The sequence below is a fragment of the Luteibacter sp. HAY1-4A genome, assembly GCF_056755355.1.
Genome location: NZ_JBNDHZ010000060.1, coordinates 1 through 15,368, shown reverse-complemented (window position 1 = coordinate 15,368; position 15,368 = coordinate 1). Strand labels below are relative to the sequence as shown.

The window sequence follows — 15,368 nt, the reverse complement described above, 5'->3', positions numbered from 1 at the left end:
GATGTCCAGTCCCGAACCGCGGAGACGGGCGGAGGCTTGACTCGCAAACGAGAATCATTATCATCAACTCCGCACCCTAATCCCGCGGAGTCCAGACCATGCTGCTTCGAACGCTCCCCCTGACCGACAATGGCGGCCGTGACAAGGTCGTGTCGCTTCGTGCTGCTCCGGCTGCGGCCCGCCGCGTGGAAAGCAAGAACCTGCTGGACGGTTCGCGAGAACTCGTCATCGAGCACCAGGGCAGCGAATACCACCTGCGGCTCACGCGGAACGACAAGCTCATCCTGACGAAGTAAGCGTCACGTTTCTCCCCCGACGCCAAGCCACGCGGGTCTCCCCAGGCCGCCCAGCCAGGCATCCTTCGATCGCCTACGTCCAGGGACACACCATGTTCGGCTGGCTCGCCACCTTCGGCGTGCAATCGCGCGCCCGCTCATCCGTCACCACGCGCTGGCTGGCCCTTTCGCCGCGTGCGTTGTTCGAGGGCCTGGGCCAGTTGGGTGGCGTGCTTTATCTCGCGCCGCGCCATGCCGCCGCTCCCGTTGCCGGCGAATCGCCGGGCTGCCTTGTCGAATGCGCCGAACTCGCGCCGCTGCTCGGCACACGGTACGTCGGCGTCACCTGCGCGGTGACGGCGGAAGGGCCGCGCGAATGGATCGACTGTGTAAGCGGGGAGGGCGGTACCGTCGGCCGCATCTACCTCCTGCCCGACACCGACTACCTCGCGTGGGACGGCCTCTTCGCCGATGCGTTGCCTGCGCTCCCGCCGTCCCGCCGCGCGCCCGATCGCGACTGGCTGCGCGCATCCCGTGCCCGCGTGCTCTGCTTCACGCGCCGCCGGTTGCCCGGATTCACCGTGCTTGGCATGCGTGACGCCCCGATTTCCTCGTTGGGTCACGGCGTCGCCCGCGACATCGCAATCTCAGAATCTGTGCCTGCCTTCGGGTGATGTGGAAGCCGGCTACGCCGGCGATCCCCGCGGCAGCGGGCAGATTGCCGCGAGTAAGCATCGCTGCTGAAGCACCTCGCACAAGAAAGCCCCGGACAGGTGTCCGCCTTATCGGCCTGTCCGGACACTTTGTCCGCGGACACATGGCTGGGCGGCCGAGCGTGAGGGTAACCGACTGATCTGATGAGATTTCCGAGCTTGGCACGACGCTTGCTGCTTATCCACGCAAGCAAGCCAGGGAATCCACCATGATCCGTGACACCTCCGCCCAGGACCGCCTTGTCGAGGTCCGTCCGAACCGCAAGCGCAAGTTCCTCCTCATCGGGGGAGGGGTTGCGGCGGTCGTGCTCATCGCTCTTGCCGCGCCCCGCATCGGCACGATGTTCTCCGCGGACACCTCGGTCAGCGCCTCCCGTCTCAGCTTCGGCACCGTGACGCGCGGTCCGTTCGTGCGGGACATCGCCGCGGAGGGCAAGGTGGTCGCGGCCGTCAGCCCGACCATGTACGCAGCTTCGGCAGGCGCGGTCGTGCTGAAGGTGCACGCGGGCGATGTGGTGAAGAAGGGGCAGGTGCTCGCCGTGATCACGAGTCCGGAGCTGACCAGCAAGCTGGCCCAGGAGAAGTCGGCCGCCGATGGGATGGAAGTGGATTACCTGCGGGCGCAGATCGACGCGAAGAAGAAGCGCTCGGAGCTGCAAAAGGCTTTCGACAACGCGACGATCGACCAGACGGCGGCCGAGCGCGACCTGAGTCGCTACGAGAGCGCCTACGGCAAGGGCGCGGTACCGCAATCGGACGTCGATAAGGCGAAGTCCACGCTGGACAAGGCGCAGATCACCGCCAAGCACGCCAAGACCGATCTTTCCATGGACAACGACAGCCTGACCTTCGACGTGCAGGCGAAGAAGCTTGCGCACGATCGCCAGGTGTACCTGGTGCAGGACCTGGAGCGCCAGGTCGAGGACCTAAACGTGAAGTCGCCGGTCGACGGCCAGGTGGGCCAACTTTTCATCGCCGAACGCGCGACGGTGGCGAAGGACGCGCAATTGCTCAGCGTCATCGACCTGTCCGCGCTGGAAGTGGAGATGAAGGTGCCGGAAAGCTTCGCGCGCGATCTTGCCATCGGCATGCCGGGCGAGATAAGCGGCAACGGCAAGACCTGGAACGGCAAGGTGAGCGCGGTCTCGCCCGAAGTCGTGAACGGCGAGGTTGCCGCCCGCCTGCGTTTCGACGGCGAAACGCCGAAGCAGCTGCGCCAGAGCCAGCGCCTGTCCGTGCGCATCCTGCTCGACAAGCGCGACAACGTACTTACGGTGCAGCGTGGCTCCTTCGTGGACGAAAGTGCCGGACGCTATGCCTTCGTGGTGAATGACGGCATGGCCGATCGCCGCGATATCCGTGTCGGTGCGAGCAGCATCGACAAGGTCGAAATCCTGGATGGCCTGAAGGAAGGCGACAAGATCGTCATCTCCGGTGCCGACACCTTCGGCGACGCGAAACACGTCGCCATCAGCCGCTGACAGAGGGAAACACCATGCTCAAGATGACCCATCTCGCCAAGGTCTACCGCACGGAAGTCGTCGAGACCTACGCCCTGCGCGACTTCAACATCGACGTGAAGGAAGGCGAGTTCGTCGCCGTGACCGGTCCCTCGGGTTCGGGCAAGACCACCTTCCTCACCATTGCCGGCCTGCTCGAAACCTTCACCGGCGGTCACTACCACCTGGACGGCGTGGAAGTGAGCCAGCTGGACGACAACGCCCGCTCTCGCATCCGTAACGAGAAGATCGGCTTCATCTTCCAGGCCTTCAACCTGATTCCCGACCTCAACGTGTTCGACAACGTGGAAGTGCCGCTGCGCTACCGCGGCATGAAGGCGGCGGAGCGGAAGCAGCGGATCATGGATGCGCTGGAGCGCGTGGGCCTGGCCTCGCGCGCCAAGCACTATCCGGCGGAGCTCTCCGGTGGCCAGCAGCAGCGCGTGGCCATTGCCCGTGCGCTGGCAGGTTCGCCTCGCCTGCTCCTCGCCGACGAACCCACTGGCAACCTCGACACGCAGATGGCTCGCGGCGTCATGGAACTGCTGGAGGAGATCCATCGCGAAGGTGCCACCATCGTCATGGTCACCCACGACCCCGAGCTGGCGGCGCGCGCACAGCGCAATGTCCACGTGATCGACGGCCAGGTGGTGGATCTCGCGGAAGAGCCGCGCTTCCACGCGCACGCCCATACCGCGCATTCCTGATCGACGCCGTTCCACCCTCGGGGGCTTCCATGTTCAGCTACTACCTGCAACTCGGCCTGCGCAGCCTGCGCCGCAATCCGATGCTCACCGCGCTGATGGTGATGGCCATCGGATTCGGCGTGGCCGCCTCGATGACCACCTACTCGGTGTTCCGCGCCACGTCGCGCGACCCGATCCCGCAGAAGTCCGACGTGCTGTACAACGTGCAGATCGACAACTGGGGACCGGAGAACATCCAGGAAGGCGAGCCGCCGCCCGCGCTGAGTTACCCGGATGCGACGGCACTGTTGCGCGCGCACAAGGCGAAGCGGCAGGCGGTCACGTACCCGATCGGCGTGTCGGTCATTCCCGAGGATCCTTCGCGTTTGCCGATGCGCCAGGGCGCATATGCCACGGGTGCGGACTTCTTCCCGATGTTCGACGTGCCTTTCCTGCAGGGCCGGGCATGGAGCCTCGACGACGATGAGAAGCATGCCGACGTAGTCGTGATCAACAAGACGCTCAACGACAAGCTGTTCAATGGCGGGCCCAGCGTGGGTAAGCAACTGAACCTCGACGGCCATCTATTCCAGATAGTCGGCGTCATCAAGGATTGGGCACCGCAGCCGGTGTTCTTCGACGTGCCCAATACCTCCGGATTCGACGACGGCGCATCGGTATACGTGCCGTTCAACCGGGCCGTGGACCTGAAACTGCCGAACAACGGCAACAATAACTGCGTGAAGGGCCCGCCAGAGGGGTGGGAGAATTATCTGCGCTCGGAATGCATCTGGCTGTCGCTCTGGGCGGAACTGCCCAGCAAATCCGAGGCGCAGTCGTATCGCGAATACCTCACCGGCTACGCGGCGGAAATGCAACGGTCGGGCCGTTTCAGCTGGCCGCCCAACATCCGCCTGCGCAACGTCATGGATTGGCTGTCGGTGCAAAAGGTCGTGCCTCGCGAGTCGCAGGTGTCGCTGCTGGTGTCGCTCGGCTTCCTGATTATTTGCCTCGTGAACACCATCGGCCTGTTGCTGGCGAAGTTCATGCGTCGCGCACCCGAGATCGGCGTACGCCGCGCGCTGGGTGCTTCACGCCGCGACATCTACGCGCAATTCCTCATCGAGGCGGGAACGGTGGGAATCGCCGGCGGTGTACTGGGACTGCTGCTGACCGGTCTGGGCGTGCTGGGCGTGGGGCTCGTGTTCCCCGAGGAAATCGCGCGGCTCGCCACGCTGGATCCGGCATTGATGCTGCTCACCCTCGTGGTGGCGATCACCGCCTCGGTCTTGGCCGCATTCTATCCCACGTGGCGCGCCGCACAGGTGCAGCCGGCGTGGCAGCTGAAATCGAACTGAGGGTAGCGCCATGCAAATCAGACCCATCCTGGCAGCGCTCCGCCGGCACAAGGCGGGAACCATCCTCATCGCCTTGCAGATCGCACTGACCCTGGCCATCGTCTGCAACGCCCTGTTCATCGTGCACGAACGTGTCGAGCGGGTGCGCCGCACAACCGGCATGAACGAAGCCAATGTCATTGCCGTCCAGAACCTGTACGTCGGCTCACCCGCCACCTACCTGCCGCTGATGAAGACCGACCTGCAGGCGCTTCGCTCCATGCCGGGCGTGGAAGATGCCTACGTGACCAACGCGTATCCTCTGCGCCGGGGCGGTTGGTCGACGACGGCTCGCCGGACCCCCGACGGCGAAAAGGACGGCTCACAGAGCGCGCTCTACTTTGGCGACGAGCATACCCTCGCCACGCTCGGAGTGAAGTTGATCGCCGGACGCAATTTCACGCCCGGCGAGATCATTTCGTTCAATCGCGACCAACGGCCCTCGCCGCCTCAGGTCATCGTGACAAAGGCCCTTGCGGACAAGTTGTTCCCGGATGGGCACGCACTCGGCAAAACCATTTATTACGTCAAGGGACGCCCCTCCACGATCATCGGCATCGTCGAGAAGCTCACCGTGCCCTGGATCGACGCCGACTTCATCGACAACGTGACGATCATGCCTTTCCTGTTCGACAGCAGCTACCAGCACTTCATTCTGCGCACCAAGCCTGGCCAGCAGGACGCCGTGTTCAAATCAGTTGCCAACACGCTCTACGGACAGAACCGCATGCGCGTGCTGCCGGAGAAGCAGGGCGTGCGCACCTTCGAGATGGTTCGCGCTGCTGCCTATGAGGCCGATCGCGGCATGGCCGTGCTCATGAGTATCGTCTGCGGTGTGTTGCTCGCGATCACGGCGGCCGGCATCGTGGGCCTGTCGAGCTTCTGGGTCGGGCAGCGGCGCAAGCAGATCGGCGTGCGGCGTGCGCTCGGCGCCCGCAAAAGCGACATCCTCAGCTACTTCATGACCGAGAATTTCCTGATCGCCCTGGCAGGCGTGGTGGTGGGCGTGGTGCTGGCACTGGGCATGAACCAATGGATGCTCACCCAGTTCGAGATGCAGCGCCTTTCCTTCACGTACGTGCTCGTCGGCGTGGTGGTGCTGCTCGGGTTGGGCCAGGCTGCCGTATTCGCTCCCGCGCTACGGGCCTCGAGAGTGTCACCCGTGGAAGCGACCCGCAGCGTCTGACGGCGGTCCATCGAGGAGTTTGGATGTTCGGGTATTACGTAGAACTCGCCGTACGCAGCCTGCGGCGAAGCAAGGCACTCACGGCGCTCATGATCCTCGCCGTGGCGCTGGGCATCGGCGCGAGCATCACCACGCTCACGGTGTTGCACGTGTTGTCGGGAGATCCGCTACCCGGACGCAGCGGATCGGTGTTCATGCCGCAGATGGATCCGCGCGACAAGGAGCGTGACGACCACCCGGACGAACTGCCGACGCAGGTGACGTGGACGGACGGCATGAACCTTCTCCACGCCGCGCGTGCCCGGCACCAGGCGTTGATGGCCGCCGGCGCCACGCCGGTGCAGTCCGACGATGTCGCCATCGATCCGTTCATCGTGCCGGCCCGGTATACCACGGCCGATTTCTTTCCGATGTTCGGCGTGCCATTCCGTTATGGCCAGGGGTGGAGTGCCGTCGAGGACGAGGCGCGTGCACGCGTCGCCGTCATCGGCGCCGACCTCAATGAGCGCCTGTTTCACGGAGAGAACAGCGTGGGACGGACGTTGCACGTCGACGGTGCGGATCTGCGCATCGTCGGCGTCCTGAATCCGTGGCGCGCGGTGCCGCATTTCTACGACCTGAATTCGGGCGACTACAGTGCGGGCGAAGAGGTCTTCGTGCCGCTGGGCACCGCGCGCACCGCCAAGTTGAAGCGCAACGGCGGTATCGAGTGCTGGGGCAACAAGTCGTCCGACGAGGAGGGCATGGAAACGGCCAATTGCGTCTGGTTGCAGTTCTGGGTGCAATTGGACGACCCGGCCGCTGTGGCGGCGTACCGGCAGTTCCTGGACGGTTACGTGCACGAACAGGTGACACTGGGCCGCTTCGAGCGGCCGGCACGCACCGCGCTGCCCAACGTCATGCAGTACCTCGACGAACGGCGCGTGGTGCCGAGCGACGTACGCCTCCAGGTGTGGCTGGCGCTGGGATTCTTTGCGGTCTGCCTCGTCAACACCGTGGGCCTGATGTTGGCGAAGTTCATGCGTCGCGCGGGGGAGGTGGGCGTACGCCGCGCGCTCGGTGCGTCGCGGCGCAGCGTCTTCGCGCAATTGCTCATAGAGGCTGCCGTCATCGGCTTGGCAGGTGGCATCGGCGGATTGGGCGTGGCCTTGCTCGGGCTGGCGATGGTGCGGATGCAGCCGGCCGCGTCGTCCGAACTGGCTCATCTCGACCTCACCATGCTGGGCACCACTTTCGCCGTTTCCATCGCCGCCGCACTGGCAGCCGGTGTGATCCCCGCCTGGCGCACGTGCCGTATCGCGCCGGCGCTGCAATTGAAGAGCCAGTGACATGTTGATAGATGTCTTCCCCATTGTTTCGACGCTGCGCCGTCACCGGTTCACCGCGACACTCCTTGTGCTGCAGATCGCGTTGACCTGCGCCATCGTGTGCAACGCGATCTTCCTTGTCGGCGACCGCGTAAGCTGGATGCTGACACCCAGCGGTATCGCCGAGGATCAGCTGATGCGGATCGTCGTCTCGGACATCGGACCGCGCCGCGACTTCCATGCCCGCGTGCAAGCGGACCTCGCAGCGATCCGCAACGTGCCGGGCGTCGAGGCGGCGACCGTGGGCAACTCCCTCCCGTTCGGTGACAACGCCTGGAACGCAGGATTGAAGCTGGACAAGTCGCAGCAGTCGCCCAGCGCGACCGTGGCGATGTATTACGGGGAAGCCCTGGTGGAAACCCTGGGTTCCCGTATCGTCGCGGGGCGTGGGTTCCGTCCGGAGGAATACGCGTGGGTGGACGATCTCGTCGCCGGAAAGGCGACGAGCAGTCATGTGGGCATGGTGACGAGCGAACTGGCGAAGCGACTGTTTCCCGGTGTACCGGTAGTAGGCAAGGAAGTCGTCATCGGCGGCGAATCGGTGCGGATAGTCGGCGTGCTGGAGCGCCTGCCGTCCGCACGGGCGGGGGCACGCGAGGACGTGAACAGTACCGTTGTGATGCCGTGGCGGATGCTGCCGGCCTATGGCGGTGGCTATTTCATACGGGCGCGAGAGGGCGAAGCGGCCCGGGTGCTGAAGGATGCCGTCGCTGCGCTGAGGGCGGTGGATCCGCGCCGGGTCGTCGTGGACGCGCGGTTGTACACGGACATCCGGAGCCGTTACTTCGCCACAGATCGCTCGATGGCCGTGCTCCTTTCGGCGGTTTCGGTGGCCCTTCTGGTGGTGACCGCGCTGGGCATCGTCGGGCTGGCGAGTTTCTGGGTCGCGCAGCGCCGCCGCCAGATCGGCGTGCGGCGCGCGCTCGGGGCGACTCGCACCGCCATCCTGCGTTACTTCCAGACCGAAAATTTCCTTATCGCCAGCATGGGTATCGTCTTGGGCATGGCGCTGGCCTACGGGATCAACGCGGTCCTGATGCGGCAATACGAGTTGCCCAGGCTGCCATGGACTTACCTGCCCATCGGCGCGATCGTGCTCTGGGCCCTGGGGCAGGCAGCCGTGCTCGCTCCCGCCTTGCGCGCGGCCTCGGTGCCCCCTGTCGTGGCGACCCGTGGTTAGTGTCCTAGAATGAGAAAATGTGCCGGCGGGGTAGCAACCTTTTTGCCGGGGGCGGCATCCATGACTGCATGCGAAGAGATCCGATGCGCTGCGTACTGATCATCGACGACAACCCTGCGGTGGGCGAAGCCCTGTCGCTGGCCCTGAGCCTGCGCGATATCCGTCCGCTGGTGGCGCTGACGCCGGAAGACGGCCTGGCGACGCTGGCCCGTGAGCGCGTGGACGTCGTCATCCAGGACATGAACTTCACGGCGGACACCACGTCTGGCGAGGAAGGCGCGGCCTTGTTCAAGGCGATCCGCGCGCGGTATTCCGACCTGCCGGTCATCCTGCTTACTGCCTGGACGCACCTGGAAGCCGCCGTGGAGCTGGTGAAGGCCGGTGCCGCCGACTACCTGGCCAAACCATGGGACGACACCAAGCTGCTCGCCACGGTGGAAAACCTGCTGGAGCTCTCGGAATCCACTCGCGAGGTCACCCGTGCGCGCGTCGAGCGCCGGCGCCGCCGGGAAGCGCTGGAAAGCCGCTACGACCTCGACGGCCTGGTGTTCGCATCGGAAGCCATGAGCCGCACGATCGAACTGGCCTGTCAGGTGGCGCGCTCCGACGTCCCGGTGCTCATTACCGGCCCGAATGGCGCCGGCAAGGAGCGCATCGCCGCCATCGTGCACGCCAACTCGGCCGTCCGGCGGGGGCCCTTCGTGGCGGTGAACTGCGGCGCCTTGCCCGGCGAATTGATCGAAGCCGAACTGTTCGGCGCGGAGGCGGGGGCCTACACCGGCGCCAACAAGGCGCGCGAGGGACGCTTCGAAATGGCCGACGGCGGCACGCTCTTCCTCGACGAGATCGGCAACCTGCCGCTCCCGGGCCAGATGAAGCTCCTGCGCGTACTGGAAACCGGACAGTTCGAACGGCTGGGATCGGGCCGCACGCGCCATGCCAAGGTGCGCGTCGTCAGCGCCACCAACGCCGACCTCAAGGCGATGATCGCGGCCGGCACGTTCCGCGAGGATCTCTACTACCGCCTCAATGTGATCGACGTGAACCTGCCGCCGTTGTCGGAGCGTTGCGACGACATCCTGCCGCTGGCGGAATTCTTTCTCGACGGCAAGGCCACGCTCTCCGAGGATGCGCGTGAAGCCCTGCTGGCGCATTCGTGGCCGGGGAACGTGCGCGAACTGAAGAACGCCATCGCGCGCGCCGCGCTGCTCGCGGCCGACGGGCGGATCGAGCCGGTACACCTCAACCTGCCGCCTCCCGCGCCGAACGTGGCGCGCAACCTCGACGAACCCAGCCGCGAATCGGTCGAGGCGGCACTCGCTTCCGCCGGTGGCGTGGTGAGCCGGGCGGCCAGCACCCTGGGGCTTTCACGGCAGGCGCTGTACAGGCGCATGGAGCGCTACGGCCTGGCGGTCTGATACGTTCGCCGCCATGAAGACCCTCTCGCTCGAAGGACGGATGACCCTGGTCGTCGCCTGTTCCGCCATCGTCGGCGCCCTGGTGTTCGCCGGCGTGTCCGTCTGGCCGTTCCCGCAATTGCTCGTCTGGATGCGCACCGTTCCGGACAAGACCGGGAAGCTGCCGGTGGCGCCGCCCGTGGAGACCTTCGACGGCGGCACCGCCCTCGTGATCTGCCTCATCGTGCTCCTGCCCTTGTCGGCGTGGGTGGCGCACGCGCTGGTGGAACCGCTGCGGCGGCTGATGCGGGCGTTGGAAAGCGCGGTGGCCAGCTATCGCGACGGCGACTTCAGCATGTCCATCGGTACCACGCGCCGCGACGAACTGGGCGACCTGATCCGCATGCATAACGCCCTGGGCCAGACCCTTCGCGACCAGCGTCAGCACCTCGCCCAGCGGGAACTGCTGCTCGACACCGTGGTGCAGAACACGCCGGTGGCGCTGGTTCTCACCGACCGCGCGGGCAAGATCACGTACGCCAACATTGCCGCGCGTCACCTGTTCAACGAGGGGCGCACCCTGGCGGGGTTGGATTTCGACGAAGTCCTTTCCGGCATGCCGGAAAGCTTGCGCGAGGCGGCGAAGGGCGGGGAAGACGCGTTGTTTTCGGTCGAGATGGACGGCAGCGAAGAAACCTTCCATCTCTCGCAGCGCGGCTTCCGCCTCCAGGGCAAGCCGCACCGGTTGCAGTTGTATCGGCGCATGACGCGCGAGCTTTCGCGCCAGGAGGTCCATACCTGGAAGCGGGTCATCCGCGTGATCAGCCACGAGCTCAACAATTCGCTGGCGCCTATCTCGTCGCTCTCGCATTCCGGCGCGGAACTGGCCCGGCGGGGCGACCTCCAGCGGTTGCCGGGGGTGTTTGCCTCCATCGGCGACCGGGCCAGGCACCTGCACAGCTTCATCTCCGGCTATGCCAGCTTCGCCAAGCTGCCGGCACCGCAGTCCCGGGCGATCGAATGGGAAGCCTTCCTCGAGGCGTTGGCCTTGCACGCCAGGTTTCGCCTCGCCGCGCCGCCACCGAATCAGCTTGGCTGGTTCGACCCGACCCAGGTGGAGCAGGTGCTGATCAACCTGATCAAGAACGCGCACGAGGCCGGCGGCGACCCGGACGAAGTGACCCTGGCCGTGCACCACGTGGGCCGCGACATGCTCATCGAAGTGGCCGACCGCGGGCCCGGCATGAGCGAAACGGTGCTGGCCCAGGCGCTTCTGCCGTTCTACTCCACCAAGCGGTCGGGCACGGGACTGGGGCTGGCCCTGGCGCGCGAAATTTCCGAAGCGCACGGTGGCCGCATCGCACTGGCCAACCGCGATGGCGGGGGCCTGCGCGTGACCCTGGTCCTCCCCGTCGTTTCGGCCTGAGTCCCTTCGCCTATACTCCGGGAACACACCGGGAGAGGGAAAGCAGGCCATGGGAAGCATCGTCGCACTGGTCGTCGTCGTCGTCGCCGTCATCGTACTGGCCAAGCTCATCCGCATCGTGCCGCAAGGCTACGAATGGACGGTCGAGATGTTCGGCAAGTACACGGGCACGCTCACGCCCGGGCTGCATTTCCTCATTCCATTCGTCTACGCCGTCGGCCGCAAGATCAACATGATGGAGCAGGTGCTCGACGTGCCCTCGCAGGACGTCATCACGAAGGACAACGCGGTGGTTCGCGTCGACGGCGTGGTGTTCTACCAGGTGCTCGACGCCGCCAAGGCCGCCTATGAGGTCGCGAACCTCGAGGCCGCGGCACTGGCGCTCATCATGACGAACATCCGTACCGTCCTCGGTTCGATGGACCTCGACGAAAGCCTGAGCCAGCGAGACGCCATCAATGCGAAGCTGCTCGGCGTGATCGACGAGGCTACGCATCCCTGGGGCGTCAAGGTCACCCGCATCGAGATCAAGGATATTTCGCCTCCGCGTGACCTGGTGGACGCCATGGCACGGCAGATGAAGGCCGAGCGCGAGAAGCGCGCGAACATCCTCGATGCCGAAGGCTTTCGCCAGGCGGCCATCCTGAAGGCCGATGGCGAGAAGCAGTCCGCCATCCTCGAGGCCGAGGGCAAGAAGGAAGCCGCGTTCCGTGAAGCGGAAGCGCGCGAACGCCTGGCGGAGGCCGAAGCCAAGGCCACCACCATGGTGTCGCAGGCCATTGCGGGCGGCGACGTCAACGCCTTGAACTACTTCGTCGCCAACAACTACGTCGAGGCCCTGAAGGAGATGGCGAAGTCGCCGAACCAGAAGACGCTGCTGTTGCCGATGGAAACCACCGGCATCCTCGGCTCGCTCGCCGGTATCGCCGAACTGGCCAGGGATTCGTTCGCCGCGCAACAGCGCCCGCCGGCCGACGCGGCGCCTTCCCGCACACCGCCGCTTCCGCGCTGACATGGAACAGGTCGCCACCCACTATCTCTGGTGGATCGTCGCGCTGCTGCTCATCGGCGGCGAAGTGATCCTGCCCGGTTATTTCATGCTGTGGATCGGCATCGCGGCCGCCGCCATGGGTATCGTGCTGCTGCTCGTGCCCGACATGGGTGCCCTGGCGCAGGCCATCATCTTCGCCGCGTTCGCCTTCGTGTCCTGCTTCGCCTACTGGAAGCTGCTGCGGCCGCGGCTGGACCGCATTCCCGCCGGAAACGAGCGCCTCAACCGGCGCGGCGAGCAATTGATCGGGCAACGCTATGTGCTGTGCGAGGCCATCCTGAATGGCCGCGGCAAGGCGAAGGTGGGCGATGGCACCTGGCTCGTCACCGGTCCGGACCTTCCGCTGGGCGCCGCTGTGGAAGTCGTCGGCATCGACGGCACCACGTTGCGCGTGAAGGCGGTGGACATTGGCTGAACCCGCGCCGTTGACGGTACCGGTGAGCTTCGCCACCACGGCGATCAACACCCGCATCGCCTTCCTGACGGAACTGGCCCGCCGGCTGCATCAGTACGGCACCACCGCGCCTCGCCTGGAAACCGCCATCGGACGGTCCGCCCAGCGGCTGGGCCTGTCGGCGGATGTATGGTCGAGCCCGACGGCCATCATCGTGTCCTTCGCCGACCTGGGGCAGGGCGAAGAAAGCGTGGCCCAGGTCACGCAAGTGATGCGCCTGCCGCCGGGCGATGTGAACCTCGCTCGGCTGTGCGAAGCGGACCGCATCGCCGACGCCGTCATCGACGGCCAGATGGAGCTGCGTGAAGGCTTCCACCTACTGCGCAAACTGGGTGCGCCGGATACGTTCCGTGCCCAGCTCGGCGTCATCGCCAGCTATGGACTCTGCGCGGCCAGTGTCGTCGCGCTGCTGCTGCATAGCGCGTGGCCCGACCTCGTCACGGCCGGCGTCATCGGCGTCGTGATCGGACTCATCACGGTGGCTTCGGCCAGCCGCCCGCAGCTCGGCGCCGCGAGCGAGGCCATCAGCGCCATGGTGGCGACCGCCATCGCCACGGTGGTGAGTGCCTATATCGTGCCGCTGGCATTGAAGTCGGTGATCCTCGGCAGCCTCATCGTGCTCTTGCCTGGCATGGCACTCACGACGGCTGTGCGCGAGATCTCCAGCCAGCACCTCGTGTCGGGCGTGGCGCGTATGGGCGGGGCCATCGCCACGCTGCTCAAGCTCACCTTCGGTACCGTCGCGGCGAGCCAGCTTTGTGAAGCCTTCGGCGTGGTGCCGCGCAATTACGCCTTGCCGCCGTTGCCCGCGTGGGCCGACTGGCCGACATTGATCCTCGGCGCGTTTTCGTTCGCGATCCTTTTCCGTGCCGCTCCGCGCACGTGGCCGGTGGTGATGGCCTCAGTCGTGCTCGGGTATCTCGCCACAACGTGGGGAGGCAGCATTTCGGGCTCGTTGCCTGGCGCACCGTTCGGCGTATTCGTCGGCGGCTTGCTGTTGAGTTCGTTGAGCAATGTCTATGCGCGTTATGCGCAGATGCCCGGGGCGGTGGTGCGCGAGCCTGGCATCATCCTGCTGGTGCCGGGTTCGGTGAGTTTCCGCAGCGTGTCTTATCTGCTCGATCGCGACGCGTCGCTCGGCATGGACACGGGCCTGCTGGGCATCACGTTGCTCGTATCGCTCGTGGCGGGACTGTTGTTCGGCGACCTTCTCGTGGCGCCTCGGCGTTCGTTGTAAGGCGTGAGTTAGTTGCGCGGAACCCTGTAGGAGCCGCTATAGCGGCGAGGGCAGCTTGGCACCGCCTCGCACGATTCCCTCGCCGCTATAGCGGCTCCTACAGATCACGGCGTTTTTTCCGTTCGCGTGCTTCCACGCCGTAACGTGTTCGATCAGACCAGCAGGTCTTTTTCCTTCTTGCCGGCCTTCAGCGCGTCGTTGAACCAGTTCGGGCGCTTGCCGCGGCCGGACCAGGTCTGCTCGGGATTCGCGGGATTACGGTACTTGGCGGCGACAGCGGCACCGGTGCGGCGGGCTTTCGGCGCACGGCTGCCGAATACGTCGTCGAAGGTGAAGCCTTCCGCCTTGATCAGCGCATTGATTTTCTCGCGCAGCTTGGAGACTTTCTCCTTGCGCAATTCGTTCTGCCGGATCTGCGCCTTGGAAATCAGTTCGTTCAGCTGATTATGGTTGAGGTTCTTTATATCGACAGCCATTGGCAACTCCGGGTCTATTACGAATTCCGATTGTGTCCTAAATAGTCAATTCGTGTCAGCCTGCGAATCAATTAACGATAATGCCGACACGGTTATCGGATTAAGCTGACACGACAGCTGTGCCAACGATGGCATTGACACAGCCCCGCCAAGTGATCACCCCAAAATGGCAAACAGCTCCTCGCGCGTGACATTGCGTGCTTCCGCATCAGTACGACCGCGGTATTCGAACGTGCCCGCTTCGAGGCCGCGGCCGCTTACCACTACGCGATGCGGGATGCCGATCAGTTCCATGTCCGCGAACATCGGGCCGGGGCGCAGGCCGCGGTCGTCGAGAACGGTGTCGATGCCGGCTTGCGACAGCGACTGGTACAGGGACTCCGCCGCTTCGGCTACCACGGGATCGTTCTTCGGATTGATGACACATACGGCCACGCGCCAGGGCGCCATGGCTTCGGGCCACACGATGCCGGCCTCGTCGTGACGCTGTTCGATGGCGGCCGCGACGATGCGGCTGACGCCGATGCCGTAGCAGCCCATGTACATCGTGCGCATCTTGCCCTGGTCGTCGAGCACGCCCGCGCCCATGGCCTCGGCGTACTTCTGGCCAAGCTGGAAGATGTGGCCCACTTCGATGCCGCGTCCAAGGCGGATGGTGCCCTTGCCGTCGGGTGAAACGTCGCCGTCGACGACCTTGCGGATATCCGCAACACGCGAGATGCGCGCGTCGCGCTGCCAGTTCGCACCGGTGTAGTGCGTACCGTCCTGGTTGCCGCCGCACACGAAGTCGGCCAGCACCGCAGCACTGCGGTCGACGATGACGGGAATCGATTCGGGCAGACCCACCGGGCCGATGAAGCCGGGGTGCGTACCGGTGGCGGCGACGATCTCGGCCTCGCTGGCCAGTTCGGACTCGTCGGGCATCTCGGGGAGATGGGCGACCTTCACTTCGTTGATCTCGTGATCGCCACGCACGCACAGGGCGACGAGGCCCTCGCGACCGCGCACCAGGATCGTCTTCACC

At 65.4% G+C, this 15,368-nt stretch carries 15 protein-coding genes; 13 read left to right on the top strand and 2 right to left on the bottom strand.

The genetic code is table 11. From position 1 onward, the window contains the following. Positions 1–101: 101 nt before the first annotated feature. From hemP to ACPYOD_RS16890, 13 genes are all read left to right on the top strand, one after another. Positions 102–296 (top strand): hemin uptake protein HemP, encoded by a 195-nt coding sequence (gene hemP, locus ACPYOD_RS16950; protein ID WP_481302889.1) that lies wholly within the window; start codon positions 102–104, stop codon positions 294–296. 92 nt (positions 297–388) lie between these two features. Continuing rightward, positions 389–949, top strand: coding sequence for a hypothetical protein (locus ACPYOD_RS16945; RefSeq protein ID WP_481302883.1), 561 nt, complete (start codon positions 389–391; stop codon positions 947–949). Between the two features lie 248 nt (positions 950–1,197). Then, positions 1,198–2,469 (top strand): efflux RND transporter periplasmic adaptor subunit, encoded by a 1,272-nt coding sequence (locus ACPYOD_RS16940; RefSeq protein WP_481302882.1) that lies wholly within the window; start codon positions 1,198–1,200, stop codon positions 2,467–2,469. Between the two features lie 14 nt (positions 2,470–2,483). Continuing rightward, positions 2,484–3,194, top strand: a complete 711-nt coding sequence (locus ACPYOD_RS16935) for an ABC transporter ATP-binding protein (protein ID WP_166699264.1) — start codon at positions 2,484–2,486, stop codon at positions 3,192–3,194. 29 nt (positions 3,195–3,223) lie between these two features. After that, on the top strand, positions 3,224–4,531 hold the full coding sequence (locus ACPYOD_RS16930; RefSeq protein ID WP_481302881.1) for an ABC transporter permease: 1,308 nt from the start codon (positions 3,224–3,226) through the stop codon (positions 4,529–4,531). 10 nt (positions 4,532–4,541) lie between these two features. Then, positions 4,542–5,756: an ABC transporter permease gene (locus tag ACPYOD_RS16925; protein WP_481302880.1), complete on the top strand. Its 1,215-nt coding sequence runs from the start codon at positions 4,542–4,544 to the stop codon at positions 5,754–5,756. A gap of 23 nt (positions 5,757–5,779) precedes the next feature. Continuing rightward, positions 5,780–7,084, top strand: coding sequence for an ABC transporter permease (locus tag ACPYOD_RS16920; protein WP_481302879.1), 1,305 nt, complete (start codon positions 5,780–5,782; stop codon positions 7,082–7,084). A 1-nt stretch (position 7,085) separates the two neighbouring features. Then, complete coding sequence (locus ACPYOD_RS16915) at positions 7,086–8,303, top strand: ABC transporter permease (RefSeq protein WP_481302878.1); 1,218 nt, start codon at positions 7,086–7,088, stop codon at positions 8,301–8,303. An 83-nt stretch (positions 8,304–8,386) separates the two neighbouring features. Beyond that, positions 8,387–9,721, top strand: a complete 1,335-nt coding sequence (locus tag ACPYOD_RS16910) for a sigma-54-dependent transcriptional regulator (RefSeq protein ID WP_481302877.1) — start codon at positions 8,387–8,389, stop codon at positions 9,719–9,721. Between the two features lie 13 nt (positions 9,722–9,734). Beyond that, positions 9,735–11,126, top strand: a complete 1,392-nt coding sequence (locus tag ACPYOD_RS16905; protein ID WP_481302876.1) for a sensor histidine kinase — start codon at positions 9,735–9,737, stop codon at positions 11,124–11,126. A 49-nt stretch (positions 11,127–11,175) separates the two neighbouring features. Next, positions 11,176–12,138 (top strand): SPFH domain-containing protein, encoded by a 963-nt coding sequence (locus ACPYOD_RS16900; RefSeq protein WP_481302875.1) that lies wholly within the window; start codon positions 11,176–11,178, stop codon positions 12,136–12,138. 1 nt (position 12,139) lies between these two features. Continuing rightward, on the top strand, positions 12,140–12,592 hold the full coding sequence (locus ACPYOD_RS16895) for an NfeD family protein (protein WP_481302874.1): 453 nt from the start codon (positions 12,140–12,142) through the stop codon (positions 12,590–12,592). Beyond that, on the top strand, positions 12,585–13,868 hold the full coding sequence (locus tag ACPYOD_RS16890; RefSeq protein WP_481302873.1) for a threonine/serine exporter family protein: 1,284 nt from the start codon (positions 12,585–12,587) through the stop codon (positions 13,866–13,868). Before ACPYOD_RS16895 ends, ACPYOD_RS16890 begins: the two co-directional genes overlap by 8 nt. 152 nt (positions 13,869–14,020) lie before the next feature. Here ACPYOD_RS16890 and ACPYOD_RS16885 read toward each other — a convergent pair whose 3' ends face one another. Both ACPYOD_RS16885 and ACPYOD_RS16880 read right to left on the bottom strand, forming a co-directional pair. Then, positions 14,021–14,344 (bottom strand): H-NS histone family protein, encoded by a 324-nt coding sequence (locus tag ACPYOD_RS16885; RefSeq protein WP_481302872.1) that lies wholly within the window; start codon positions 14,342–14,344, stop codon positions 14,021–14,023. A gap of 156 nt (positions 14,345–14,500) precedes the next feature. Beyond that, a partial coding sequence (locus ACPYOD_RS16880) for a YbaK/EbsC family protein (RefSeq protein ID WP_481302871.1) occupies positions 14,501–15,368 on the bottom strand: 868 nt, incomplete at its 5' end.